Annotated in this window: 18 protein-coding genes; 5 read left to right on the forward strand and 13 right to left on the reverse strand. The window is 67.0% G+C overall.

Features of this window, described 5'->3' with window-relative positions; genetic code table 11:
* Positions 1-46 precede the first annotated feature (46 nt).
* The 5 genes from ACK41U_RS01770 to ACK41U_RS01790 form a co-directional block, all read right to left on the reverse strand.
* A complete protein-coding gene (locus ACK41U_RS01770; protein WP_409675024.1) occupies positions 47-1,174 on the reverse strand; it encodes an ABC transporter ATP-binding protein in 1,128 nt (375 codons plus the stop codon).
* 3 nt (positions 1,175-1,177) lie between these two features.
* Positions 1,178-2,080 (reverse strand): carbohydrate ABC transporter permease, encoded by a 903-nt coding sequence (locus ACK41U_RS01775; RefSeq protein ID WP_409675027.1) that lies wholly within the window; start codon positions 2,078-2,080, stop codon positions 1,178-1,180.
* Positions 2,077-2,967 carry a carbohydrate ABC transporter permease gene (locus ACK41U_RS01780; RefSeq protein WP_409675030.1) on the reverse strand — a complete coding sequence of 297 codons (891 nt, stop codon included), beginning with the start codon at positions 2,965-2,967 and terminating at the stop codon, positions 2,077-2,079. The genes ACK41U_RS01775 and ACK41U_RS01780 overlap by 4 nt, the downstream gene beginning before the upstream one ends.
* A 62-nt stretch (positions 2,968-3,029) precedes the next feature.
* A complete protein-coding gene (locus ACK41U_RS01785; protein ID WP_409675033.1) occupies positions 3,030-4,256 on the reverse strand; it encodes an ABC transporter substrate-binding protein in 1,227 nt (408 codons plus the stop codon).
* A 31-nt stretch (positions 4,257-4,287) separates the two neighbouring features.
* Positions 4,288-5,241, reverse strand: a complete 954-nt coding sequence (locus ACK41U_RS01790; RefSeq protein ID WP_409675036.1) for a sugar phosphate isomerase/epimerase family protein — start codon at positions 5,239-5,241, stop codon at positions 4,288-4,290.
* Positions 5,242-5,478: 237 nt separating this feature from the next.
* Between ACK41U_RS01790 and ACK41U_RS01795 the strand changes: the two genes are divergently transcribed.
* Together ACK41U_RS01795 and ACK41U_RS01800 are read left to right on the forward strand one after the other, a co-directional pair.
* Positions 5,479-6,507 (forward strand): LacI family DNA-binding transcriptional regulator, encoded by a 1,029-nt coding sequence (locus tag ACK41U_RS01795; protein WP_409675040.1) that lies wholly within the window; start codon positions 5,479-5,481, stop codon positions 6,505-6,507.
* Positions 6,504-7,865, forward strand: coding sequence for an amidohydrolase family protein (locus tag ACK41U_RS01800; RefSeq protein ID WP_409675043.1), 1,362 nt, complete (start codon positions 6,504-6,506; stop codon positions 7,863-7,865). The genes ACK41U_RS01795 and ACK41U_RS01800 overlap by 4 nt, the downstream gene beginning before the upstream one ends.
* 299 nt (positions 7,866-8,164) lie before the next feature.
* On the opposite strand, the gene ACK41U_RS01805 is transcribed toward ACK41U_RS01800, so the two are convergent.
* The gene (locus ACK41U_RS01805; RefSeq protein ID WP_409675046.1) at positions 8,165-9,382 is read right to left on the reverse strand and encodes an EAL domain-containing protein; all 1,218 of its coding nucleotides are present in this window, start codon (positions 9,380-9,382) and stop codon (positions 8,165-8,167) included.
* 349 nt (positions 9,383-9,731) lie between these two features.
* Here ACK41U_RS01805 and ACK41U_RS01810 point away from each other — a divergent pair, with 349 nt between their 5' ends.
* From ACK41U_RS01810 to ACK41U_RS01820, 3 genes are all read left to right on the forward strand, one after another.
* Complete coding sequence (locus ACK41U_RS01810; protein ID WP_409675204.1) at positions 9,732-10,763, forward strand: diguanylate cyclase; 1,032 nt, start codon at positions 9,732-9,734, stop codon at positions 10,761-10,763.
* Positions 10,764-10,888: 125 nt separating this feature from the next.
* Entirely contained in the window at positions 10,889-11,737 is an 849-nt protein-coding gene (locus tag ACK41U_RS01815; protein WP_409675049.1) for a viral aspartic protease, read from the forward strand.
* Positions 11,724-12,803, forward strand: a complete 1,080-nt coding sequence (locus tag ACK41U_RS01820) for a hypothetical protein (RefSeq protein ID WP_409675052.1) — start codon at positions 11,724-11,726, stop codon at positions 12,801-12,803. Before ACK41U_RS01815 ends, ACK41U_RS01820 begins: the two co-directional genes overlap by 14 nt.
* Before the next feature lie 4 nt (positions 12,804-12,807).
* Here ACK41U_RS01820 and ACK41U_RS01825 read toward each other — a convergent pair whose 3' ends face one another.
* The 7 genes from ACK41U_RS01825 to ACK41U_RS01855 all read right to left on the reverse strand — a co-directional run bounded on the left by ACK41U_RS01825 (position 12,808) and on the right by ACK41U_RS01855 (position 23,471).
* Positions 12,808-14,157, reverse strand: coding sequence for a hypothetical protein (locus tag ACK41U_RS01825; RefSeq protein WP_409675055.1), 1,350 nt, complete (start codon positions 14,155-14,157; stop codon positions 12,808-12,810).
* Positions 14,154-15,233, reverse strand: coding sequence for a glycosyl hydrolase family 8 (locus ACK41U_RS01830; RefSeq protein ID WP_409675058.1), 1,080 nt, complete (start codon positions 15,231-15,233; stop codon positions 14,154-14,156). The genes ACK41U_RS01825 and ACK41U_RS01830 overlap by 4 nt, the downstream gene beginning before the upstream one ends.
* Complete coding sequence (locus ACK41U_RS01835) at positions 15,230-17,578, reverse strand: cellulose biosynthesis cyclic di-GMP-binding regulatory protein BcsB (protein WP_409675061.1); 2,349 nt, start codon at positions 17,576-17,578, stop codon at positions 15,230-15,232. The genes ACK41U_RS01830 and ACK41U_RS01835 overlap by 4 nt, the downstream gene beginning before the upstream one ends.
* Entirely contained in the window at positions 17,575-19,905 is a 2,331-nt protein-coding gene (gene bcsA, locus ACK41U_RS01840) for a UDP-forming cellulose synthase catalytic subunit (protein ID WP_409675064.1), read from the reverse strand. Before bcsA ends, ACK41U_RS01835 begins: the two co-directional genes overlap by 4 nt.
* A 42-nt stretch (positions 19,906-19,947) precedes the next feature.
* Positions 19,948-20,568, reverse strand: coding sequence for a hypothetical protein (locus ACK41U_RS01845; RefSeq protein WP_409675068.1), 621 nt, complete (start codon positions 20,566-20,568; stop codon positions 19,948-19,950).
* 232 nt (positions 20,569-20,800) lie between these two features.
* Positions 20,801-22,510 carry an ABC transporter permease gene (locus ACK41U_RS01850; protein WP_409675071.1) on the reverse strand — a complete coding sequence of 570 codons (1,710 nt, stop codon included), beginning with the start codon at positions 22,508-22,510 and terminating at the stop codon, positions 20,801-20,803.
* Positions 22,500-23,471, reverse strand: a complete 972-nt coding sequence (locus ACK41U_RS01855; RefSeq protein ID WP_409675074.1) for an ABC transporter substrate-binding protein — start codon at positions 23,469-23,471, stop codon at positions 22,500-22,502. Before ACK41U_RS01855 ends, ACK41U_RS01850 begins: the two co-directional genes overlap by 11 nt.
* Positions 23,472-23,539: the final 68 nt, after the last annotated feature.

Genomic DNA, 23,539 nt, shown 5'->3' on the forward strand with positions numbered 1-23,539 from the left:
TTTCTGGAGCCGGATATTGGGGGCCCGGATATGGGGGGCCGGGACGTCACATGCGCCGTCCGTCCGCAGCAAACAGCGAGGCCTTGCTGATGTCGATGCGGGCCTGAACGGGCTGGCCGGGCGTCTGGTCGACATCGCCCATGACGCGGAAGGACAGGGTCTGGCCCGCGCGCTCGAACCAGACCACGGTGTCGGCGCCCATCGGCTCGACCACGGCGATGCGGCCTGCGATGCTGCCGTCCGGGTCCGGGTCCGTGGCTGTGTCCTGCGCCTGCACGATCAGATGTTCAGGCCGGAAACCCAGCGTGGCGGGGCCGGGCGCGGGCGTGCCGTGATAGCTGTCAAGGCCGATCGCCAGCCCCGCGCTGCGAAACTGGCAGATGCCCGCCTGCTGATGCACCTCGCCTTGCAGAAAATTCATCGCCGGGGCGCCGATGAAGCCCGCGACGAACAGGGTGGCCGGGCGGTGATAGATCTCGGCCGGGGGCGCAAGCTGCTGGATCACGCCGTCTTTCATGACCGCGATGCGGTCGGCCAGTGTCATCGCCTCGATCTGGTCATGGGTCACATAGATCATGGTGTTGCCCAGATCCTGATGCAGCTTCTTGATCTCGACGCGCAGTTCGTTTCGCAACTGGGCATCGAGGTTCGACAACGGCTCGTCGAACAGGAACACATCGACCTCGCGCACCAGCGCCCGCCCGATGGCGACCCGCTGCCGCTGCCCGCCCGACAGATCCGCCGGGCGCCGGTCCAGCAGGGGCGTCAGGTGCAGCATCCGGGCCGTGCGCTCGATCCGCGCGGCGACCTCGGCCCTGGGCAGGCCCGCGACGCGCAGGCCAAAGCCCAGATTCCTGCGCACGCTCATGCGCGGATAGAGGGCGTAGGACTGAAACACCATGCCGATGCCCCGGTCGGCAGGCTCGGCCCAGGTGACGTTCCGGCCGTTGATCCAGATCTCGCCATCGGTCACGTCATTCAGCCCGGCAATGGCGTTCAGCAGCGTCGATTTTCCGCAGCCCGAGGCGCCCAGCAGCACCAGAAACTCGCGCGGGCGGATATCCAGGCTGATGTTTTCCAGCACGACATGGGGGCCATAGGCGACCTTGAGATCCTTGACAGAGACAGCGGCAGAGAGGGGGGCAGAAACGGCGGCAGAAACGGCGGCTTGCATGGGTTATCCTTTCACGGCGCCTGCGGCGATGCCGCGGACGAACCAGCGCCCGGACACGAAATAAATGGTCAGCGGGACCAGCGCGGTCAGGATCGTCGCCGCCATATTGACGTTGTAGAGACGCTCGCCGGTGGTGGTGTTGACGATATTGTTCAGCTGAACCATCATCGGCTGGTTGTCGCGGCCGGCAAAGACCAGCCCCAGCAGGAAGTCGTTCCAGATGCCGGTGAACTGCATCATCGAGGCGACCACGATCATCGGCACCGACATGGGCAGCATGATCTCGAAAAAGATGCGCCAGAAGCCTGCGCCATCCAGCCGGGACGCCTTGAACAGCTCTTCGGGGATGGCGACGAAATAGGCGCGGAACAGCAGCGTCACCAGCGGCAGGCCGAACAGCACATGGACCAGCACGATGCCGGGCCACGAATTGTACAGCCCCGCCGCCGCCATGCCGCGCACCAGCGGATAAAGAAACACCTGATAGGGCACCAGCGCCCCCGCCATCAGCAGGCCGAACATCAGATTGCCGCCCCGCGGCCGCCAGAAGGACAGCGCATAGCCGTTGATCGCGCCCAGCATCACCGAGATGGCGACCGAGGGAATGGTGATCCGCACCGAGGCCCAGAAGCCGGTGCTGATCCCCTCGCAGGTCCCGCCCGCGCAGGCGCCGCTCCAGGCGGTTTTCCAGGCGGACAGGTCAAGGGCCGCGGGCAGCGCAAAGATCTGCGCCTGACGGATTTCGGGCATGGATTTCAGCGAGGTGACGATCATCACATACAGCGGCACCGCAAAGAACGCAGCCGCCGTCAGCAGGAACGCATAAAGCCCGAGACGCCCGAGGGTCAGCCGCTGCGGGCGGGGGCCACGGGACGGGGCCGCTGCGGCGGCGCGGGGGCCGGTCACAATGCACCTGCCTTGCGCCGGGCGCGGATATAGCTGGCATAGCGGAACGGCGCCACGATCACGATGACGCTGAGCAGCAGCATGATCGAGGCGGCGGTCGCCAGCCCCAGATTCTGGCGCTGAAACAGGTTGTCCATGATGAACTTGGCGGGCACCTCGGTCGCCGTGCCGGGGCCGCCATTGGTGGTGGCAACGACAAGGTCGTAGGTCTTGATCACCCCCATCGACAACAGCGTGGCGACGGCGGCCAGCGGCGCGCCCAGTTGCGGCAGGATGATCGACAGATAGGTCCGCCAGACCGGAATGCCGTCCACCCGCGCGGCGCGCCACTGTTCGGCGTCGATGCCGCGCATCCCCGCCAGCAGCATCACCATGACCAGACCCGAGCCCTGCCAGACCCCCGCGATCACCACGCCATAGATCGCGACATCGGGGCGGGTCAGCAGGTCAAAGGTGAACCCCTCCCAGCCGATGCCGCGCATCTGGGCCTGCAGCCCCAGCACCGGGTTCATCAGCCATTGCCAGATCAGGCCGGTGACGACAAAGGACATGGCATAGGGATACAGAAACAGCGTGCGGAACATGCTTTCGAACCGGACCTGCCGGTCCAGCGCCGCCGCCAGCAGAAAGCCGATCAGCAGGCATCCGCCCACATAAAGCGCGCCGAACACCACAAGGTTCTGCACCGCGCCGGTCCATTTCGACATGCCCAGCAGCCGTTCATACTGGTCGAACCCGACGAAATTCGATGACGGGAACAGCCGTGAATCGGTGAAGGACAGGCGCAGCGTCCATGCAATCGCGCCGATATAGACCAGCACGACCGCCGCCCATGTCGGCGTCAGCGCGAGGAAGGGCACCAGCGTGCGTCTCAGTCCGGGTTTCATCGGCTCTCTCTGGCAGGGGCGTGGTGGTCAGGGCCGCGCGGAGTGCGCCCCTGCGGCAAGGGTCATTCGAAGATCGCGGCGAAACCGGCCATTGCAGCGTCGATGTCGGCATCGGGGGTGGCAAAGAACTCGCCCACGAAATCGGCGATCAGGCCGACCTGCTCGGGCAGGACGGTGATGGCCGGGTCGGGCACCAGCGCATTCTGCTCCAGCATGGCGATGCCCTTTTGCGCGCAGGCGTCAAAGCCCGACATGTCGACGTCAGAGCGCACCGGGATCGAGCCCTTGTTGAGCGAGAAGCCGACCTGCACCGCCGGGTCCATCACGACCTCGGCCATCAGCTTTTGTGCGGCCAGCCCGCTGTCGTCTCTGGTGACCGGAAAGCCCAGCCCGTCGGTGATGAACACCATCCCCGGCGTCGAGGGCACCAGCATGCAGCCGAAATCGACCTCGGGCTGCTGACCGGCGCTGGTGAATTCGCCCTTGGCCCAGTCGCCCATGAACTGCACGCCCGCCTGGCCGGTGATGACCATCGCGGTCGCATCGTTCCAGTTGCGCCCCGGCGCGCCCGCATCGACATAGTCGCGCATGCGGCCAAAGATCTTTAATGCCGCGCGCACCCCGTCCGAGGCGATGGCATCGGGGTCCTGGCCGGTGAAGATCCGGTTGAACCCGTCGATGCCCACCTGCGTCAGCAGGATCATGTAAAAGACCTTTGCCTCCTGCCAGGACTGGCCGCCCCATGCGATGGGCGTCACACCGGCCGCCTTCAGCGCGTCCATATCGGCAAAGAACGCGTCCCAGTCCTGCGGCTCTGCGGTGATGCCTGCCGCCTCGAAGGCCGCGCGGGAATAGTACATCCAGCTTTCGCCATGCAGGCCGGTGGGGGCCAGATAGACCTCGCCGTCAAAGCTGATGTTGTCATGGATCGCCGCCGGCAGAACGCTGGCCCAGTCGCCCGCTGTGGCGATGTCGGTGATCGGCGTCATCATGCCATTGGCCGCATAGGCGGCGGCGTCCTGACCCAGCACGAACTGGCGCACGGTGGGCGGATCGCCTGCCATGACCCGGTTCTGAAACGCGGCATTCGCATTCTCGAACCCGGCGATCGAGGTGTTTTCCCAGGTTCCGCCGCGCGCCTCGAAGGCGTCTTTGATGACCTCGGCGGCGGTCATCTCGCCGCCCGATGTCCAGGATGTCGACACCTCGGCCGTCAGGTCCTGCGCGGCCACGGCACAGGGCAAGGCGGCCAGCGCCGTCCCTGCGATCAGAAAGGATGCAATGTTCATGATGATGTCTCGTGTTGTTGCGATGAGGCAGTCAGCGGTCAGGTCGGGTGAGGGCGCGTCGCGCAAAGGCCAGCCCCTGCGTCAGATCCGCGACGGGATCGGCCGAGGCGTCCAGTTCCAGGATCGCCCAGCCCCCGATCCCGCGCGCCGTCACAAGGCCGGACCACGCCCGCCAGTCCACGCGACCGGCGCCCAGACCGCAGAAATAGCGCTGGTGGCGGGTGTGGATCGTGTCATCAATCGGCGTGTCGTGCGGCATCGGGCCGGTGGCGTCCTTCCAATGCGCGATCAGGACACGTTCGTGGTGGCGATCGACGATCTGCACCGGATCGCCGCCCATCAGCACCAGATGCGCGGTATCGGGGCACAGCCCGACAAAGACAGGGTCGGTCAGCAGCATCATCAGGTCGATATCGCGCGCGGCGGCAAAGACCGAATGCGCCTCGGTGTGCAGGGCGATCTTCACGCCATGGGCGGCGGTGGCGACACCAAGGCGGTTGACGATATCCGCCAGCGCAGAGGCCGCCGACAGGTCGAACAGCCGCGCGGGGGTTGCACCCGGCGTCTGGCGCATCGGCAGGCCGACGACCATGACATCGGCCCCGGCGGCGGCCAGAAATCCGGCAGCGGCAGCGCCGCGCCCGATGATCCCGGCGACGGCGGCGGGATCGTTCAGATCCGGCGCAAAGGCCAGATCCGCAAAGAACGCCGAACACAGGCACAGGTCCCGCGCCGCGAGTTGGCTGGCAAATTCATCTGCCGACCCAAAGGCTGCAACCGCGCAGATCCAGCTATAGGGCGGGAATGTCAGCTCGATCCCGGTGATCCCGGTCTGGTGGACAGCATCCAGAATCCGGGTCCAGAAGGCATGCGGATCGCGCGCCGCCACCGCTGTGATCCCGGCCTCATCCGCCACGCCCCAGAAGGCCGGATCGTGAAAGGTCACCAGATCGACCCCGAACATCCTGTCGGTCTCACTCGGCATGACAAAAGGGCCCCCCTGAAGGTGATTATTCTATAACTCGTGATTTTTTTCATGTGGTTATGCGTGGCAATCGTTTGCCAATACAGAGGCGTTAGTGTAACGCTGGACGGGCCACAATCGGTTTCTGACAGAGCTGATGCTGCCCGCGCCAGAACGCCCGGATTGTGTGCACATAGCGGCGGAACTGATCGGAAATCAGGCGTGACAAAAAGACAGAAGGCGACTGGCACCGTCAGCATGAGGGATGTCGCAGATGCTGCGGGCGTCGCCGTCTCGACGGTCAGCCGGGCGCTGGCCAATCCGGGGCGTGTCAGCGACGCGACGCTGAAACAGATCGCGGATGCGGCGCGCAGGCTGGGCTATACGCCCAACGCCGCAGCCCGCAGCCTGCGCAGCGGCAAGACCAATGTGATCCTGATCGTGCTGCCGGGGCGGCTGACCTATGGCGCGTCGCAGGTCATTCCGCACGCGCTGGCGGGCATCGACGCAGAGCTGTCGCAGCACGGCTATCACATCCTGATCGCCAATCTCGACCGCCTGGCCAAGACCGACCGCCATATCGTCGATCTGGCCAGTGGCGGCGCGGTGGACGGGGTGATCATCCTGTCCTCGTCGGTCCCAAGGGTCGGAAAGCGCTCGGTCTTGAACGGCGGGCTGCCGGTCGTCGCGCTGTTTCAGGACCTCAGTGCCGAGGGTGTGCCAAGCGTCCTGACGAATGAACGCGCGATGATGCGGCAACTGACCTCGGACCTGATCGCTCAGCGGCACCGCGCGTTCTATTATGTCTGTGGCCCGGCGGGAAGTTATCACGAACGGCAACGCATGGGTGGCATCCACGAGGCGCTGGAGGCTTGCGGCCTTGCGCCCGGCAGCCTGCGCCACTCGGCCGGACAGATCGCCTATCAGCGCGGGTTCGAGATCGGCGCCGATGCCGCGCGCGACTTTCTGGCGTTGCCCGACCGGCCCACGGCGGTCATGTGCTGTTCCGACGATGCGGCGCTGGCCTTCATACGGGTGCTGATCGACGCCGGGGTCACGATCCCGGACGAGGTGTCGGTCACAGGCTTTGACGGCGCCGCGATCGGCACGATCTTCTCTCCGTCTCTCTCGACCATCGAACAGCCTGCCATCCGGATGGGGGCGCAGGCCGCGTCGCTGCTGCTGGCGCGCCTGAACAACGCGGTCGTGCCTGCGGTCACGGTGCTGGACAGCACCTTCATCCCCCGCGCCAGCACGGCCCCATTTCCGAAAGGACCCCCGACATGACCCCTTTTCCCGACAAGACCGCCCTTGCCGATGTGGCGGGGCGCACCATCGTGGCCGATGCCATGCACGCGCCCGTGCGCGGCCAGGTGGCCTATCTGCCCGACATTGCCATCACCGTTGACGCTGCGGGCTATATCACCGCCGTCGGCCAGGACATTCCCGCCGATGCGATCCGTCTGCCGCAGGGCTGTCTGCTGATGCCGGGGCTGGTCGATCTGCATGTCCACGCGCCGCAATTCCCGCAACTGGGCACCGCGCTGGACGTGCCGCTGGAGGACTGGCTGCAGACCTATACCTTCCCGCTGGAGGCGCGCTATTCGGATGAGGATTTTGCCGCCGGGACCTATGCGGCGCTGATTGCGCATATGCTGGCCTGCGGCACCACCACCGCGCTGCATTTTGCGACGGTGCACCTGCCGGCCACGCAGATTCTGGTCGATACCTGTCTGGCGCAGGGCCAGCGGGCGCTGGTCGGCAAGGTCGCGATGGACCACCCCGACACCTGCCCCGGCTATTACCGTGACGCCGATGCGGCGACCGCCATCGCCCAGACCCGCGCGCTGATCGACTATGTGCGCAACCATCCGGCGAACGGCGCGGAACTGGTCCATCCGGTCATCACGCCGCGCTTTATTCCGGCCTGCACCGACGATTGCCTGCACGGGCTGGGGCAGCTTGCGGCCCAGACCAACACGCGCATTCAGACCCATGTGTCGGAAAGCGACTGGGAACATGCCCATGTCAGACAGCGCACCGGCAAAAGCGATACCGAGGCGCTGGACCACTTTGGCCTGCTGCGCCCCCATACCGTGCTGGCCCATGCCAATTTCCTGTCACCCGGCGACATGACGCTGATCGCCGAACGCAAGGCCGGGATCTCGCATTGCCCCTGGTCGAACATCTATTTCGCAAACGCGGTCTTTCCGCTGCGCGAGGCGCTGGACCGCGGCGTGCGTGTGGGCCTTGGCACCGACATCTCGGGCGGCCCGATCGGCACCGTCTGGGAGGCCGCCCGGATGAGCATCGCCGCCTCGCGCCTGCTGGAGGGCGGCGTCGATCCTGACATCCCCGCCGAAAAACGCGGACGGCCCGACAGCCGCATCGACACGGCGACCGCGTTCCACCTCGCCACCCGTGGCGGTGCAGAGGCGCTTGGCCTTGAGGTCGGGGCCTTCGAGGTCGGGATGAAGTTCGACGCCATCGCCATTGATCCCCACGCGCCGCTGGGTCAGATCGCGCCCCATGCCTCGGACAGCCCGCAGAGCCTGCTGGAAAAGGTGATCTATGGCGCGACCAAGGCAAATATCGCGGCGGTCTGGACAGACGGCATTTGCCGCAGCCGGCAGCACGCCGCCTGATCGCCCCCCTGCCGGAGCTGCGCCCCTGCGGGTCCGGGACGGGGACAGCCGGGCGCCACATGCGGGATCTGATCCTCTGACGGGTCCGGCGGCAAGATTGCCACCGGGGACGATGTGTCCGGCGCCCGGCTCTGATCGCGGTCCACCGCGCTGTGGATTTGCGCAGAACAGCCTGACCCGCCACTGCGCCATGTTATCCACATTTTCTGTGGACAGTTCCGGGGACAGTCACAAAACCCCCGTTGGGGATCAGCACCCTGCCCCTCGCGCGGCGTACCGCCCCCCAATGGGGCAGGGCCTCAGGCGCGGGGGGCGGCGAAGACGTCCGTGTACAGCACCGGACCCCCGGTAAAATATCCCTGCATCCGCGTGACACCCAGATCGCGCAGCGCCTCCAGGATCTCGCGCGAGCTGACATGCTCGCCCACCACCATCAGGCCCAGCCGGTCGCACAGCCCGACAATGGCCTCGATGATCCGCAACTCTCGCCGGTCGGGACAGACGACATTGGCGACAAGCCGTCCGTCCAGCTTGACGCAATCGACCTCCAGATCGGTCAGATAGGAAAACCCCGACAGGCCCGCGCCGAAATCGTCCAGTGCGACCAAGCAGCCCATCGCGCGCAGAGCGGTGACATTGGCGCGGGCCTGCGCAAAGTCGTGAATGGCCGAGGATTCCGTCACCTCGAACTGAATGCGCGCGGGATCGACCGCGGCTTCGGTCATGATCCGGTCGATCTTTCGCCAGAACCCCGCGCCGGACAGCGTCCGCCCGGAGACGTTCAGCGAGATGTTGATGTCGGGACGCAGGCCCAGATCGGCGGCATGTCCCAGAATGGCCTTGCGGATGATCCACTCATCCATGATGCAGATCATATGCGTCCGCTCGACCAGCGGCAGAAACGTCAGGGGGGCGTGGATGCGCCCGTTCGCGTCCTGCATCTTGACCAGAACCTCGTAGAATGATGTGGGCCGGGTCGCATTCAGGTCGATGATCGGTTGCGCATGCAGGATCAGGCGCGAGTCCTCCATCGCGGACATGGCGTCTGACAGCAGGAACGCGCTGTTGGTTGCAGCCAGCACCGCGGCGCTGTCCGAGGCATCGTATTCGACCAGATCCGTCCCTCTGGCGCCCGCCATCGCACAGGCCGCCGCCGCCTGCCGGGTCAACGCCGCCGGATCGCCGCCGCCATCATCGGACCAGATGATCCCCGCAAAAGCCGCCGTCGAAAAATATGCCCCGCCCGCCTGCACGCGGCAGCCCGGAATCCGGTCCAGCGCCTGCCTGACCAGATCGGCCAGAGCGGCGCGGCTGTCGCCAACCAGCGTCACGACAATCCAGCCAGAGGCGGGCGCTTCGGACACGCGGTCGCACCCGAAACGGTCGCACAACAATCCGATGACCTGATCCCGGACCGCACGGACCAGCCGGTCACCCCCGGCAATCATCAGCTGATCCGTGTAGCTGAGACCAAAGATGCAGAGCCCACGCAGAGCCGTGTCGTCCAAACCGCACATTTTCGACATTCCTGAGATCGAACACCCAGGATGCGGCGCCAGAGCCGATTTCCAAGACCCAAGGCTGATCGTCCCAGCCCACTAAACTACTTCGTTCAAAAATCAAGTCTCAGGTGGCACTTGACCTTAAAATCTAGCCCGGACGGCAACAAAGCGCTATCGCGTTCATGCCGCGCCCTTGTGCACCCCTGACCTGATTCACCCGTTCATCCAACCAGCCTTGACGACAGGAACCTAACATTATGTACAGGTTTAAGTTTTATCGTCATGGTTGTACGTGAACCACGTGGTTTGGTTAGGTGGTGATATGAATGCTCATTTTTTGGTGCTTGCGAACACCTTGGGGTTGATGGCGCTGTGCACCATCCTGTTCAGCCGTGCCCAACGACACATTCAGCACAAGAACCTGCGACGCTTCTGCGTCGGGGCAGCCTTTGGGGCGGCGGGCGTTATCGCCATGTTGCAGCCCCTGGAACTTGCCCCCGGAGCCTTTGCGGATGCGCGCGGCGCCTTTGTCGGCATGGCCATGGCCTTTGGCGGCCCGCTCGCGGCGGCGGTTGTCGTGACCATGACGGTCACCGCGCGGCTGCTGATCGGCGGTGTCGGCGCGCCCTGGGGGGTGATGGTGATCGCGATCACCGCCCTGCTGGCGGGCGGTTGGCTGTACTATTTCCGCAGACGCGAAAGGCGCGACATCCGCGCCTGGGCGACCCTGACCCTCGCCTGCGGCCTGCCGACCTTCGTGGTTCTTGCGCAGGTTCCCGGCTTTGGCCAGCAGACCGAGTTCTTCATGGCCTTTCTGACCGCCATGCTGGTTCTGGGATTTGGAAAGCTGCTGGATTCCGAGCAGCGGCGCGGGCGCCGCGAACGGCACCTGATCTCGGCGGCCGAAACGGATGCGCTGACCGCCCTGCCCAACCGGCGCGCATTGGACGAATATGCCAGACAGCTTGAGGATGCGGGCGCGAAAGACGTCATGCTGCTGCTGCTGGATGTGGACCACTTCAAGAAGATCAACGACGAATTCGGGCATGACGTGGGCGATTCGGTGCTGCAGAACATCGCCCTGGCGATCAAGAGCACGATCCGGGCAGGCGATTTCGCCGCGCGGATCGGCGGCGAGGAATTCGCGGTCATCGTGCGGACCAAGGACGTGGCCACCGGCTATCAGATCGCCGAACGGTTCCGCCGCGCGGTACAGGTGCCTTACGGCGATCCTGCCGAAGACCGTTATTCGACGATCAGCGTGGGCGGCTTCTGCTTCAGCGGCAAACCCTTCAGCTATATCAACGGCTACAAGCAGGCCGATCAGGCGCTGTACCGGTCCAAGGCCGAGGGCCGCAACCGCGCGACCATCGCACCCGGCCTGCAGGCGGCCTGACCGGGCAGGCTGTGCCCCGAAATCAACCATGAGCAGAGTATCTGCGGCCCCGGCAACTTGAGCGCTTGAGTACAAATGGGCAGCCGTTATGATCGCACTATTGCAGTCTCACCGGATTCCCGCCCATGAACATCTCGTGCATTTTTGCTGCCGGTTCGCTGGCTCTGCTGGCCGCATGCGGCGGCGGCGGGGGCGGGGGTGGGTCACAGACGCCGCCGCTGCCCGAGGGCAAGCCGGTCGCGTCGGGCCCGTTCGAGACCTACCAGACCGATCACAACAGGTTTCAGCGTGTCCGGATGGACCGTTCGCGGGCGGGCGATGCCGCCGTGCTGGCGGCATTCGACGGCGCCCCCACCGATCCGGCAGGGTATCGCAACCTGATCGCGCTGGCCGAGGCCGAGGCCAGCCGGATGACCATCGAGGTGATCGCCGAGGTCGGTCCCGGCACGAACGGCGCGCCCACCCGGCTGCTGCGCCTGACCGCCGATCAGGCCCCGTTAGAGAATGTCCGCGACGGCGCGCTGGTCACCGCCAGCGGCCAGTATTTCTTCAAGGGGCAAAGCTTCGCCTGGGTGACGATCGACGACGGGCCGCTGCTGTCGGGGCGCCACAACGAGGGGCTGGAAAACCTGATGCTGGATTTCGATCGCGGCACGGCGGATATCGACATCCGGACCGAGGTTTCGGACCGCTCGCAGGTCGAGATCGGGCTGCGCGCGCGCGGCCTGCCCTTTGATGTGGTCAGCGGCGCCTATGGCGGGGCGGCGACCATCCGTGTGCGCAACCCCGATGTGACCGAAACATATCGGGTCGCCGGGCATCTGCGCGGCAATGTCGGCGGCAGCCCCACCTATCAGGACGGGGTGCATGGCATGACCACCTCGGGGCTGTATACGGCGACGGGAACGGATGACGGGCGGACGGTGACGGTCGACGGCACCTATTTCGGCCGCGATCCGAATGCCCGTCCCTAGGCTGGCGCGCGCGCTGGCCGTTGCCGCCGCGCTGATCCTGGGGCCGCACGTCATGGCCCCCGCCACCGCCACGGCGAATGCCGATGTCGCTGACCGGCTGCGGCTGGCGGCGGCCGCGGCGCCCGAGCGTTTGCGCCTGCGCGTCCATGCACAGGCCCTCAGCGACGGGGTGCTGCCGCCCTATGGTCTGGCGCGGCTGCGCAGCGACATGATCCGGCAGGGGTACTATTTCAACGGCGGCCCGCCCGCGATCGTCGCGCGCGAAGGCTATGTCGCGCCGGTGCTGGCATGGGACGGCAATATCAATGGCGGCGTGCTGCAGGACCGGTTCGTCTTCAACGGCCTGACATTCGAGGCAACCCCCGAGGCCCGGGCAAAGGCCGGGCTGGTCGCCGGGGCGCAGGCCACGGGCGTGACCCGCCTTGCCTGGCGCACCGGCAATCTGATCGAGCTGCGCGGCGCCATCGAACTGGGCTGGTCGCCCGAACACGGGATCGGGCGGGCCGATGCGCGCGCCTCGGTCTGCTCGCAGAACCATCTGACGGGCTGGACCTTTCTGGACATCTGCGGCACCGCGGCCCGCTATTGGCGCGACCTGAGCCGCGGCACCGCCACCCAAACCTCGGTCGAGATGCTGCGGATCCTTGCCACCGACCGGCACGCGCATCAGCTGGGCCTGCGCTATATCCGCGCCTCGGGGACGCCCCGCGATCAGAACCGGATTGCGCTGTCCGCCGACTCGGTCTGGTCGCGGCTGGCTGCGCGGGCCGCTGTGACCCTGGGTGAGGCCTCGCCCGACAGCACCGTTCTGCGCTATCGGCTGGACGGGGGCGTGACATGGCTGATGCTGGACCGGGCCGTCAGCTTCGATCTGTCGGCGCAGGTGCTGGAGGGCGGCGCGTTTCTGGGCGTTCCCCGCCGCGATGAGGTCTACGGGCTGTCGCTGTCGACGCAGCTGCGACCGGGGGCCGAGCTGCGCCTTGGCGTGACCGACAGCAACTCGACCGCCGGAATCGCCAATTACCGGCAGGTCACGATCGACCTGCGGCTGGACCGCCTGCGCTGACCGGTCAGTTCAGCGCGGCCAGCCCCCGCCGTGTCTCGGCGGTTGCCAGCGCGTTGTGCAGGCGCGTGAACTCCTCGCGCGCGCGGGCGGGCTGATTGCTGTTGAGATAGGCATAGGCGCGCAGGACATCCAGATCGCGCCGCAGGCTGCCGGTCAGCCCCTGAATCGCGTCAAAGAACTCGATCGCGCGGCGATAATCGCGGCGGTTATAGGCCGCCACGCCGCGTTGATCCAGAATCTGGCGTTCGACATCGACCCGCTGCGCGCGCGTCAGGTCGGTGACGGCGGCAAGGCGCGCGGCGTTGTCGGACATGCCCATCTTCAGATAGGACAGGGCAATGCCGTAATGTGCGTCCCGGCGCTGCGTGGCGTCCAGCCTGCCACGAAGCGCGGTCTCGAACTGGGCGACTGCCTCCATCGGGCGATCCAGATTAAAGGTCTGCCAGGCCTGCTGATAGACCCCCACGGCGGACCCGCCCCCCCCCTGAGAGGGCGCAGGCGCTGGCTGAGCCGCAGCCGGAGCCGCAGACGGAGCCGCAGCCGCAGCCGAGGGCGCGGCGGCGGCGGGCGGGGTTGCCGGGGCAGCCGCAGCAGCGCGGGCCGGTGCGGCAGCTGCTGTTGCGGTCCCGGAGGCGGCAGCGGGCGCGTCCGGGGCCGGGGTGCCCAGCAACCGGGCCTGCACCGGTGTCAGCGCATCGGTCATTGCGGGAAAGCGCGCCATGACCTGCCCGAACAGCCCCCGCAGATCATCGGGCGAGGCGACGGCACTGGCCTTTTCCAGCGTGGCGACAAGATCGGGCTGGTTCACGCAGGCGGCCAGCACCGCGCGATAGGTCCCCAGCGCGTCCCCCTCCTGCCCGGCCGCCTGCTGCGCATCGGCGATGCGCCAGGCGTTGTTGATGCGGTCACAGCGCAACAGGCCGGGCCGTTCCCCCGCCAGCGCCAGCGCGCGCGCCAGATCATCCGCGCCCAAGGCCGCGTCCAGCAGGATCTGCCCCTCATTCGTCTCAAGCAGCGACAGCATTTCCGCCGGAGGGGTCCAGTCGGGATAGGCCGTGCGGCTCTCGGCGATGGTAGCGCGCGCCTCGTCGAACTGATTTGCGCCGATCTGACGATAGATCGTGTCGATCTCGGCGCTGGGGCCGCTTTGGGTCAGGCGCGCCAGATCCTCGGGCGGCTGCCAGTCGGGATAGAGGATCTGCAGCCGCTGCAGTTCGGACCGGACCGATGCCTCGTCCTGCTGCTGATAATAAAAGGTCAGGGCCAGCAACTCCTCGGGGTCGGGGGCTGACTGGGCCTGCGCGGCAGAGGCCGCGATGGCAAGGATTGCGGCGAAAACGACGGATCGGGTCATAGGGGAACACACCTCGGATAGGTCGTGATCTGCACGACAAGCGACATCAGATGCAGGGTGGCGGGATAATAGGGCTGATTGCTGTCAAAGCGCGGCATCAGCGACCCCACCCCCCCGTCCGCCGCGCAAGAGGCCAGCCGCGCGACGGCGGCATAGCCGGAATGGGGGCTGCGTTCGGCGACCTCGCCCGTCTGCGGATCTATCCGCGTCGGCGTGCCCTGTGCGTCCTGGCCTGCGGTGGCGTCAATATAGGCCCGCACCGCCGGGCTTTGCCCCTGCCCCGACCACAGCGCGAACAGCGGCACCCGCACGGCCTCGTACCCCACAAGGGATGAGAATTCCGCCGGCGCGGGCCGGATGCCCGAGGCGTCCAGCATGATCCAGTCGGGCACCGGACCCGCGCCGCCAAGCTGGTCGATCAGCGCCATCCCGTCGCGTGCGGCCTGCGCCAGCCGGGGCGTGCCCGCCGCCTCGGCCAGCTGCGTCATCGCCAGCGGCATGTAGTATGAGGGGTTCACGACGATCCCGTCCTCGCGCACGAAACCGGCGGCGGCGGGCAGCAGAATGATCCGCCCGCTGCCATCGGGATGTCCGGCCAGACAAAGGCGGTCCAGATCCTGCGCAATCGCGATCGCGCGCTGCCGGAAGCCCGGCTCATTGCCCAGACCGGCGGCAAGGATCAGCCCCCAGGCATAGAACAGGTCGCCGTCACTGGCATTGTTGCGGTCGGTGACCTGCGGCACCGAGTCGGGTCGCCAGCGCCACGCCAGCAGCGCATCCTCGCGCACGTTCAGGTTGCGCTCGGTCCAGAGCACGATCGACCGGCAGGTGACCAGATCGCCGAACATCGCCGCCAGCAGCAGGCCATAGCCCTGCCCCTCGGAATGGCTGGCGCCGCTCTGGAACCCGTCGATCACCCGGCCGTCAGGCATCAGGCACAGGGTTTTCCATGCCGCCCATGCCTGCTGCAGCGGGTGCAGCTCATCGGTCAGCGCCCGCACATTGGACAGATCCTGACCCGTGGCACGCGTCGCGATGGCCGCCGCGATAAGGGATAGACAGGCACGTCGGTTCATGATCGCCCTCGGTGGTCGCGGGTGGACAGCACGTAAAACAGCGCAGGCAGCGCAGACAGCAGCGCCAGAGCCAGCAGGGACAGCGTAAAGAGCAACGGCGACCACGAGGCATAGTTGCCCAGGATCGACCGCAGATTACCGCCAAACAGGCGCTCGGCCAACACGGGCGGGCGGATCGGGGTCCAGACGTCCCATGTCCCGTCCGGGCGCAGAACCGCCGCCTCGCCGATGGCCGACCGGCTGGCGATCAGCGCATTCATCCGGTCGGCAACGTCATCGACTTGAATCCGCGGCCCGAGGATCAGCCACAGCGCGTCGGGCTGGTCGGGGTCCGGGCGCCACAGCAGGGCATCGCCCTGACGGTCGGCCATCCACTCGCGCAGGCTTTGCTGCGACCCCTGAAACGCGGTCTGCCGGAAGCTCTGGACATCCTGCCACACGCCATCCCGCGAGGCGAAACCGCCCGCCACCCACGACCCGATGCGGCGCAAAATCCCCGGCGCGGCGGCATCATCGTCGCCCGGCTCATCGAGGCTGTAGGTCGGGGCGGCCTGTACCTGCGCCGCGTCCTCAGCGGCCCCCGGCGTGGCCCTGTTGAACAGCAGCGCCTGCACCTGACCCAAGCTCACCCCGGCGTTGTCCAGCGGCACGAGGTTCAGCTCGTTCAGCCGCGCGAGGGTCAGGGTCACGCCCTGTTGCGGCGCGGGCGGATTGCTCAGCGCCGAGGCCAGACGGATCGCCTGCGCCTGCAGGTCCAGACTGGCCGCGACCGCATCCGGCACCGTGACATTGGCGGGCATCAGCCCCGAAAAGGGCGCCGCCATCCCCGGCAGCGTCATCGCGGGCGAGGTCGGCACCTCCAGCGTGCTGTCGGCCAGCACCACCAGCATGTCGCTGGTGCGGACCGGGCAGGCCTCATTCGCGGGCGCGCCGGGCACCATCATCTCGAAGCTGAGGGTATTGCGGCCGGGATTGAGCAGATTGGCGTTGAAACCGACCGGCAGCGGCGGCTGGATCTGACCGCCCTCACGATCCAGCGGCAGCAGCCGCACCGTCTGTTCGTTGACCTTGACCAGCAGGATCGCACCTTCGGCCAGGCCGCGGGCAAACCCGTAATGCAGCGTCAGCCGTGCTTTCTGGTTGGCCAGCAGCAGCCAGTCATCGGGCAGCGCAAAGGCCACGTCATGGCGGAAGTAATGGGTGTTGCCGACAATATCGCCGGTGCCAAGCGCGGACAGCGGCACCGGGTGTCCGGGCGCGATCTGCACCATCGGCGCATCACTGCCGGCGGGCCGGGGCAGGGCGGCAGCCAGATCGGGCAGCTGGTCGCCGTTGTATTCGACCTGCAGAACGATGGCGCCGGTTGCGCCGCGCCGATAGCTGACCGCGCTGCGATCCGAGGCGATCAGGGCGACGGTGGCAAAGCGCGGCGCCTCGATGCCATAGAACGAGGTGACCCGCATGCGCCCCCGGCCCGCCAGACTGGCCATCATCGCATCCGACGCCTGACGCAGCACGCCCGCATCGACGGTGTCATCGACCAGCAGATCCAGCGTTCCGCTGCGCGCCAGCTGCGCGCGCATGGCAAGGGCGAAGCCTTCCGCATCGGGGCGCAGCGCATCGGCGGGCACGGTCGCGCCGCTGTTGGCAAGGTCGATTTCGGTCCAGACGTGAAAGCTGGCATCGGGGCCGCAATAGATCCGGTGCGGCTGATTGACGGTCAGGTCGATGGTATTGTGCCCGGTCGTCAGCGACGGGCCGGGCAGGCTGACCGTCGCAAAATCGCCGATGCTGCGCAGCGGCATCTCGACCGGCTCGGCGCCATTGACCGAGGCGCGCAGCGTCGCCGTTCCGGTCAGCACATCGACGCCCGACCGCAGCGCCAGCTGCACCTCGGAGGGGGGGATGACATTCTCGGGCAGCTCCAGTGTCAGCCGGGTGCGGGCCGTCTCGCCGGTCAGGCGCAGCACGCCGGGCGAAGGCAGGCTTTCCCCGATCCGGACCTCGCGCGGCAGTTGCGTGTTGGGCGCGATCAGCGGCAGCAACCAGTTCTCGCCGGTCACGTCGGGCGCGGTCGCCCGGTCGCGTTCGACCGGCGGGGCAAGGGGCATGTCATCGGGCACGGCGCGGGGCTGCAACTGGATGACCGGCGTGTCGGGCCCGCCCGCAGCAGCCGGGGGCGTCGCCGTCACAGCCGCGGTGTCGCCCGATCCTGCGGGCTGGCTGCCGCCCAGGGTGATCGTCGGCGGCGTGTCATCCTGCGCGCCTGCGGGGTGCGGTGTTCCCAGAGCGAGGGCGCAGAACGCGCAGCCTGCCAGCAGGATCGGGCGAATATGGCGTGTCATGGCCGCGTCACCCCGATCATTTCTTCGGGTGTCATGGGTCGCGCCTCTTGATGATATTCGGGCGTGTCGAAATCGGCGCCGAACGCCACCAGATGCGCGGGCGTCGCGTTCTGCGCCGCCTTGTGCGCGACCCGGCGCCGGCGGGCCGGTTCACGGGCGAAATCGCGCGCGGTCCTGGGCAGCGAAGTCACCATCAGCCACAGCACATAGCCCAGACCGGCGATCAGCCCCTTGCCCTGCTGCGTGCTCCGGCGCTGCGCCAGCCAGTGTTCGGACGAGCCAAAGATCAGATGCGCCACGGCCTCGCGCACGTCGATCTCCTGCTCGGCCACGAATTTCAGGTTCAGCACCACGGCGCCGCTGGCCGAGGTCGAGGTTTTCAGCAGATTCGCCCGGACGTCACGTTCCAGATGCGGCGCATGCGGGAACGAGGGGCGCAACACCACCTCGCGGCCCAGAGGCGGCAGGCGCAGGGGGGCGGTGCCGGGCGCGCTGGTCAGTTCCAGCCCGGCGCCGCTGGTCGAGGCGTCAAAGATCGTGACGGGGACAGGCGCGGCACCCGACCCTTCCCACCGCAGGCTGCCCGGCTCACGCATCGCCACGCGCGGCGAGGCGCGGCGCTGCTGCTTTTCCGACACCGCGCGCAGCGAGATGCTGACCAGCAGCATGTTCACAACCGCCCAGATCCCCACCACCATCAGCACGCTGCGGTCGCCCGGAAACGCGAACCACCGCGTGATCAGCGCGACCACGCCCGCCACGGTCAGCCCGAACAGGATCAGCAGCGGGCGGTAGATGGGCGAGATGTAATCCTCGGCCAGCGTCTCGTCCTTGGCGGTGACGTTGAACTTGGCGCCGCGCGGGCGCAGCACGGTGCGCAGGATGGCGCCCGCCAGATAGGGGGCCTGCGCGACCTCGTAGATCTCGGAGATCAGCGGCCATCGCTGGCGCGAAAAGACGGCGTTCTGCACCAGCAGGACAATGGCCATATAGCTGAGAACATAGGCTGCCGCCTCGCGCAGCGTCGTGACAAAGATCTCGACCCCGAAGAACAGATAGGTCAGCGGCGCGATCAGATAGGCCAGCCGGATCAGCGGAAACAGCCAGAACGACATCGAGTTGATATAGCACAGCCGCTGCAACGGGTTCAGCCCGCGCCGCAGCAGCGGGTTCTTCAGGATCAGCATCTGCATCATCCCCGCCGCCCACCGGCCGCGCTGCTGGATGAAGGATGCAAAGGTCTCGGGCTGCAGCCCCGCGATCATGGCGCGGTCCAGATACATGCTGCGCCAGCCCTTGGAATGAATTTCCAGCGCGGTTTCGGCGTCTTCGGTGATCGTCTCACCCGCAAACCCGCCGACGCTGTCCAGCGCCTTCCTGCGCAGTACCGCCGCCGATCCGCAGAAGAACGCACCACCCCAGCGGTCAAGACCGGGATGGATCTTGCCATAGAACATCTCGTTCTCGGGCGGGCATTTCAGGCCAAGGTTCCGCTCGATCGGGTCCTTGTTGATGAAAAAATGCGGGGTCTGGACCAGAAACAGGCGCGGGTCCTGACGGAAATAGCCGACCGTGCGGGCCAGAAAATCGCGCGACGGGACGTGGTCGGCGTCAAAGACGACAACCAGTTCACCGTCCAGACGCTCCAGCGCGGCGCTCATGTTGCCGGCCTTGGCATGTTCGTTGCGCGCGCGGGTGGAATAGATGACCCCCAGATCGCGGCACAGCTGCTGCAACTGCGCGCGGCGCTGGCGCGAGGCCGCCGCAAGATCGGGATCGGAGGAATTGCAGCGCTGGTCGGTGCCGCCGTCATCGCACAGCACGACCCGGCGCAACTTGGCGGGATAGATCATGTTCTTGGCCGCCGACAGCGTGATCGACAGCATCTCGACCGGCTCGTTATAGGACGGCACGAGGATATCGACCGTCGGCAGATCCTCGGCCTGCACCTGCGGCGGCAGGTCCCGGACGACCGGATCGGCCGTGATGAAAGCGTTGAGGAAAAAGACAAAGATCGAATAGGTCTCGGTCAGCAGAAGCAGGACGGCCAGCACAAAGGACAGGTTGAAATCAACATCCGGCAGCGTCGAGGTCAGGCGCCAGACCAGATAGCGGATGACCGTGATGCTGGCGATGCTCATCAATGCGACGCGGGCCACGATATGCGCCGCAAACGGCTTGAGCAGCGCCACCAGCAGGACCGAGACCACCCCCAGCATCGCCTGCGCCGCGTTCGAGGTGGGCACCGAGGCGAGGATAAGCACCGGCACAAGGGCCAGCAGCCAGAGCGGCAGAGTCCATCGCGCGAAAGAACCGCCTTTGATCATGTATCGGGCCTTTGACAAGGGCTGAAACCGGGGGCTTGCAGGCTACCGGACAATGGGGGCCGCCAGCGGAGAGATGACGCGCGTGGCGCCTGCGGCCACGCCCGCAGAGGGAGGCGTACTGACGCTTCCGGCAGTGAGGGGCGCCAGCGCCTCGGACGCGTCGCCCTGAATGCAGTTGCGCAGCAGAATGTCGAGAACCGTCGCAGATCCGGGCAGCAGGCGCTGCGCCGAGGTGATCCGCCGGATGCCCAGCACGCAGACCGCGTCGCCGCCGACCCGCTGCTCAAGCCAGAAATAGGGGCCGATGTCATCCTCGGCGGTGATCAGATCGCCCGGTCTGATCTCGGTGAACGGCTCGGGCGGGCCGTCGATGCTGCGCATGAACTCTTCGTACACAAGGCGTCCACCGTTCCCCGAGCGGTTCTGGGTCCGCATGATGATGACATTCTCGCCCGGAACGCCAGAGCGGTTGTCCAGCGCCACCCGCTGCTGGGATTCGCCGCGCAGTCCGCGCTGCACCACCATGACGATGCCCGGCGCGTTGATCCAGCTTTGCGAGACTGCGACGGGGGTAAAGGGCGTCTGCTCGCGCAGCTCTCGCGAGGTTGTCAGCAACGCGCGCGGATCAACGGCGCAGCCGGCGACAAGAAATGCGGCAACCATCAGCACCAGGGCGGACCGGCCTGCTGTGATTGCGCCAATGTCGTGACAGGTTTTCGACATCCGTTCCCTCGCCCGTTTGCAAGGGGACCTTATCGCGGCTTCCGGGGATTGCATATGTGCAGTCAATATAATGAATGCTGCAAGTTGTGTGCTGTTGCATTCAGATCATCCTGCGCGCTAGCGCGACGGGCCGGTCTGCCTCAGCCTGCCGTGTCCCCGACGCGGCCGCAGATCAGTTGCGCCACGGCAAAGCCCCTGCCCCGCGCCGGCCCAGAAGCAGTTCGGTCAGGACACACAGCGCGAACAGCAGCAGCGTCGAAAGAACCGAGACTGCGGCGGCAGCGGTCGAATTGCCCTCGTATTGCAGGGAAAAGACCATGACGCCAATGGTTTCATGGCCCGATGACCACAGCAGCGCCGACAAGGTCAGCTCATTCATCGCGGTCATGACGATCAGGATCGCACCGGCCAGTGCAGCCGCGCCGACCGAGGGCGCAAAGATCCGACCGATGCGGCGGCCCAGACCGATCCCCGCAATGCGCGCCGCCTCGTCCTGCGCCGGGTCGCCCCCGCGCGCAGCCGCCACGACGGGGCGCAGGATCAGCGGCAGGAACCGCGCCAGATAGGCGATCAGGAGAATGGCCATGGTGCCGTACAGTGACACCCCGATCAGCGGCAAAGGCGGCAGGAAGGCCAGAATCATCGCCAGCGCGACCACGGTGCCGGGCACGACCCAGGGCGCCTCGGCCAGCAGATCGACGGTCGCGATCGCGGGGCTGGGGCGGCGGGTCGCCAGATAGGCCAGCGGCAGCGCGATCATGGTGCAGATCAGAGCCGCAGCCCCCGACAGCATCAGCGAATTCAGAAAGCCCCGGATCACCGCCGGATTGGCCAGCACGCGGCGATACTGATCGAGGCTGGCGATCTCGGCCGAGAACGGCACCCCGATCGCGGGCACCAGCGAGGTCAGGACCAGCGCCGCCAGCGGCAGGATGGCGATGACCAGCACCCCCGCCCAGATCGCCGCCTGCGCCACAGGCGGCGCGCGGTATTCGGGGGCAAAGGCGCGCCCGGCCTCGACCCGCATGCGCAGATGGCGCAGCAGCAGGGCACGCAGGGCCAGCGCTGCCACCGCCATCAGCGTCAGGATCAGCGCCAGCACCGCAACCTGCCCTGCGGCCTGGGGGCCAAAGCTGTTCAGCCGCTGATAAATCAGCGTCGTCAGCATCGGCACGCGGCCCGGAATGCCCAGCAGCGCCGGAATGCCGAAATTGCCGACCGCTGCCGTGAAGGCCAGCAGCGCACCGGCCAGCGCCGACGGAAAGGTCAGCGGCAGGATCACCCGTGTCAGCACCAGTCGCGGCGGCACGGCGGCGATGCGGGCGGCCTCGACCAGATCGGCGGGCACGGATTTCAGGCTGGCGCGGATGGCGATATAGACCAGCGGCATATGCTCGATCCCCATGACCAGCGCGATGCCCATGCGGGAATAGAGCGGGTTGCCCTGACCGGGCGGCGGCGCCAGCCCCAGCGCGCCCAGGATCGGCGATCCGGCGCCCGTCAGCTCGATCCAGGACAGGGCCAGCGTCTGCGAGGGAATGATCAGCGGCATCAGGATCAGAAAGGACAGCGCCGCCCGGAACCGCATCCGCATCAGCCCCACGGCCAGCGCCAGCGCCGCCCCCAGCGCGACCGACACGCCGACCGAAATCAGCGACAGGCTCAGCGTGTTCCAGAAGGCCCGCCCCGTCGCCCGCGCCGACAGCGTGTCGCGCAGAACGCCAAGGGCCGCGCCGTCCTCGCCCGGCCGGAAGGCGGTCAGCAGCAGCTGGCCAAGCGGCCAGATCGTGATCGCCCCGACGTAAATGCACAGCAGGATGGCCAGCAATCGCTCGCCATCCCCGGTTCTGCGGTCACCGAAAAGGTGCAGCTCAGCCGCCATAAAGATCGGCGAATTCCTGTTTGACCGCATCGCCGTCCGACAGCAGGCGGGCATTGTCGGCCTCGATCAGGGTCAGGCTGGCCGGGCCGGGATAGCCCTCGGGCGCGGCCATGCCCGCCTTCAGCGGGAAATAGCCCTGCGCGACCGACTGTTCCTGTGCGGCCTGACCAAGCTGCCAGTCCACAAAGGCGCGGGCGGCGTCTGCCGCATCCGTGCCCGCCAGAATGGCGACCGGCTGGGTCACCGCCGTCACACCCTCGGACGGAAAGACGAAATCGACCGGCGAGCCCTGCGCCCTGGCGTTCATCGCCATGTATTCGACCAGCACGCCATAGGCTTTCTCGCCCCGCGCGACAGCCTCCAGCACGGTGCCGTTGCCCTGCCCCGCCACGGCGCCATTCTCGGCCAGCGTCTCGAAATAGGTCCAGTCGAATTCGGGCTGCTGGACCATGGTGCCGACATGGATCGCCGCCGCCCCGGAATACAAGGGCGAGGGCATGATCGTCTGCGCGGCAGCCTCGGGCACGGCCAGATCAGCCCATGAGGTCGGCGCGGTGTCCACCAGCGTGGTGTTATAGACGATGCCGGTGGTGATCAGCTTGGTCGGAAAGAACATCGCATCCGCGTCCAGCAGGGCCGCGTCGATGCCCTCGACCGGGGCGTCGGGATAGGCCATCAGCCGGTCGTCCTGCTTCAGCTGGGTCATGGCGACCGCATCCGCGATCAGCAGCACATCGGCGGGCGAGCCGCCTGCCGCGAATTCGGCGGACAGCTTGGCCATCACCTCGGTCGTGCCCGAGCGGAACAGCTCGACCTCGATCTCGGGGTGGTCCTGATTGAAGGCCGCGATCACCTCGGTCATCTGCTCTTGCGGCTGCGAGGTATAGACGGTCAGGGTTTGGGCCTGCGCCGAAAGGGCAAGGGCGCTCAGGGCGGTGGACAGCATCAGCAGGCGGGTCATGGGAACCTCGTGGTGGGAAAAGAGGGGACGGCGGCGATCCGGGGCGGATCGGCACGCAGGCATCCGCG

Source organism: Paracoccus sp. (in: a-proteobacteria), from assembly GCF_046289755.1.
Lineage (GTDB): Bacteria > Pseudomonadota > Alphaproteobacteria > Rhodobacterales > Rhodobacteraceae > Paracoccus.

Bases quoted from the DNA above. Each gene is read 5' to 3' on its own strand.
- ACK41U_RS01855 (WP_409675074.1), bottom strand. From the start codon at position 23,471: ATGACCCGCCTGCTGATGCTGTCCACCGCCCTGAGCGCCCTTGCCCTT.
- ACK41U_RS01800 (WP_409675043.1), top strand. From the start codon at position 6,504: ATGACCCCTTTTCCCGACAAGACCGCCCTTGCCGATGTGGCGGGGCGC.
- ACK41U_RS01790 (WP_409675036.1), bottom strand. From the start codon at position 5,241: ATGCCGAGTGAGACCGACAGGATGTTCGGGGTCGATCTGGTGACCTTT.
- ACK41U_RS01810 (WP_409675204.1), top strand. From the start codon at position 9,732: ATGGCGCTGTGCACCATCCTGTTCAGCCGTGCCCAACGACACATTCAG.
- ACK41U_RS01805 (WP_409675046.1), bottom strand. From the start codon at position 9,382: ATGTGCGGTTTGGACGACACGGCTCTGCGTGGGCTCTGCATCTTTGGT.
- ACK41U_RS01780 (WP_409675030.1), bottom strand. From the start codon at position 2,967: ATGAAACCCGGACTGAGACGCACGCTGGTGCCCTTCCTCGCGCTGACG.
- ACK41U_RS01830 (WP_409675058.1), bottom strand. From the start codon at position 15,233: ATGAACCGACGTGCCTGTCTATCCCTTATCGCGGCGGCCATCGCGACG.
- ACK41U_RS01815 (WP_409675049.1), top strand. From the start codon at position 10,889: ATGAACATCTCGTGCATTTTTGCTGCCGGTTCGCTGGCTCTGCTGGCC.
- ACK41U_RS01770 (WP_409675024.1), bottom strand. From the start codon at position 1,174: ATGCAAGCCGCCGTTTCTGCCGCCGTTTCTGCCCCCCTCTCTGCCGCT.
- ACK41U_RS01795 (WP_409675040.1), top strand. From the start codon at position 5,479: ATGAGGGATGTCGCAGATGCTGCGGGCGTCGCCGTCTCGACGGTCAGC.
- ACK41U_RS01845 (WP_409675068.1), bottom strand. From the start codon at position 20,568: ATGGTTGCCGCATTTCTTGTCGCCGGCTGCGCCGTTGATCCGCGCGCG.
- ACK41U_RS01850 (WP_409675071.1), bottom strand. From the start codon at position 22,510: ATGGCGGCTGAGCTGCACCTTTTCGGTGACCGCAGAACCGGGGATGGC.
- bcsA (WP_409675064.1), bottom strand. From the start codon at position 19,905: ATGATCAAAGGCGGTTCTTTCGCGCGATGGACTCTGCCGCTCTGGCTG.
- ACK41U_RS01825 (WP_409675055.1), bottom strand. From the start codon at position 14,157: ATGACCCGATCCGTCGTTTTCGCCGCAATCCTTGCCATCGCGGCCTCT.
- ACK41U_RS01820 (WP_409675052.1), top strand. From the start codon at position 11,724: ATGCCCGTCCCTAGGCTGGCGCGCGCGCTGGCCGTTGCCGCCGCGCTG.
- ACK41U_RS01835 (WP_409675061.1), bottom strand. From the start codon at position 17,578: ATGACACGCCATATTCGCCCGATCCTGCTGGCAGGCTGCGCGTTCTGC.
- ACK41U_RS01785 (WP_409675033.1), bottom strand. From the start codon at position 4,256: ATGAACATTGCATCCTTTCTGATCGCAGGGACGGCGCTGGCCGCCTTG.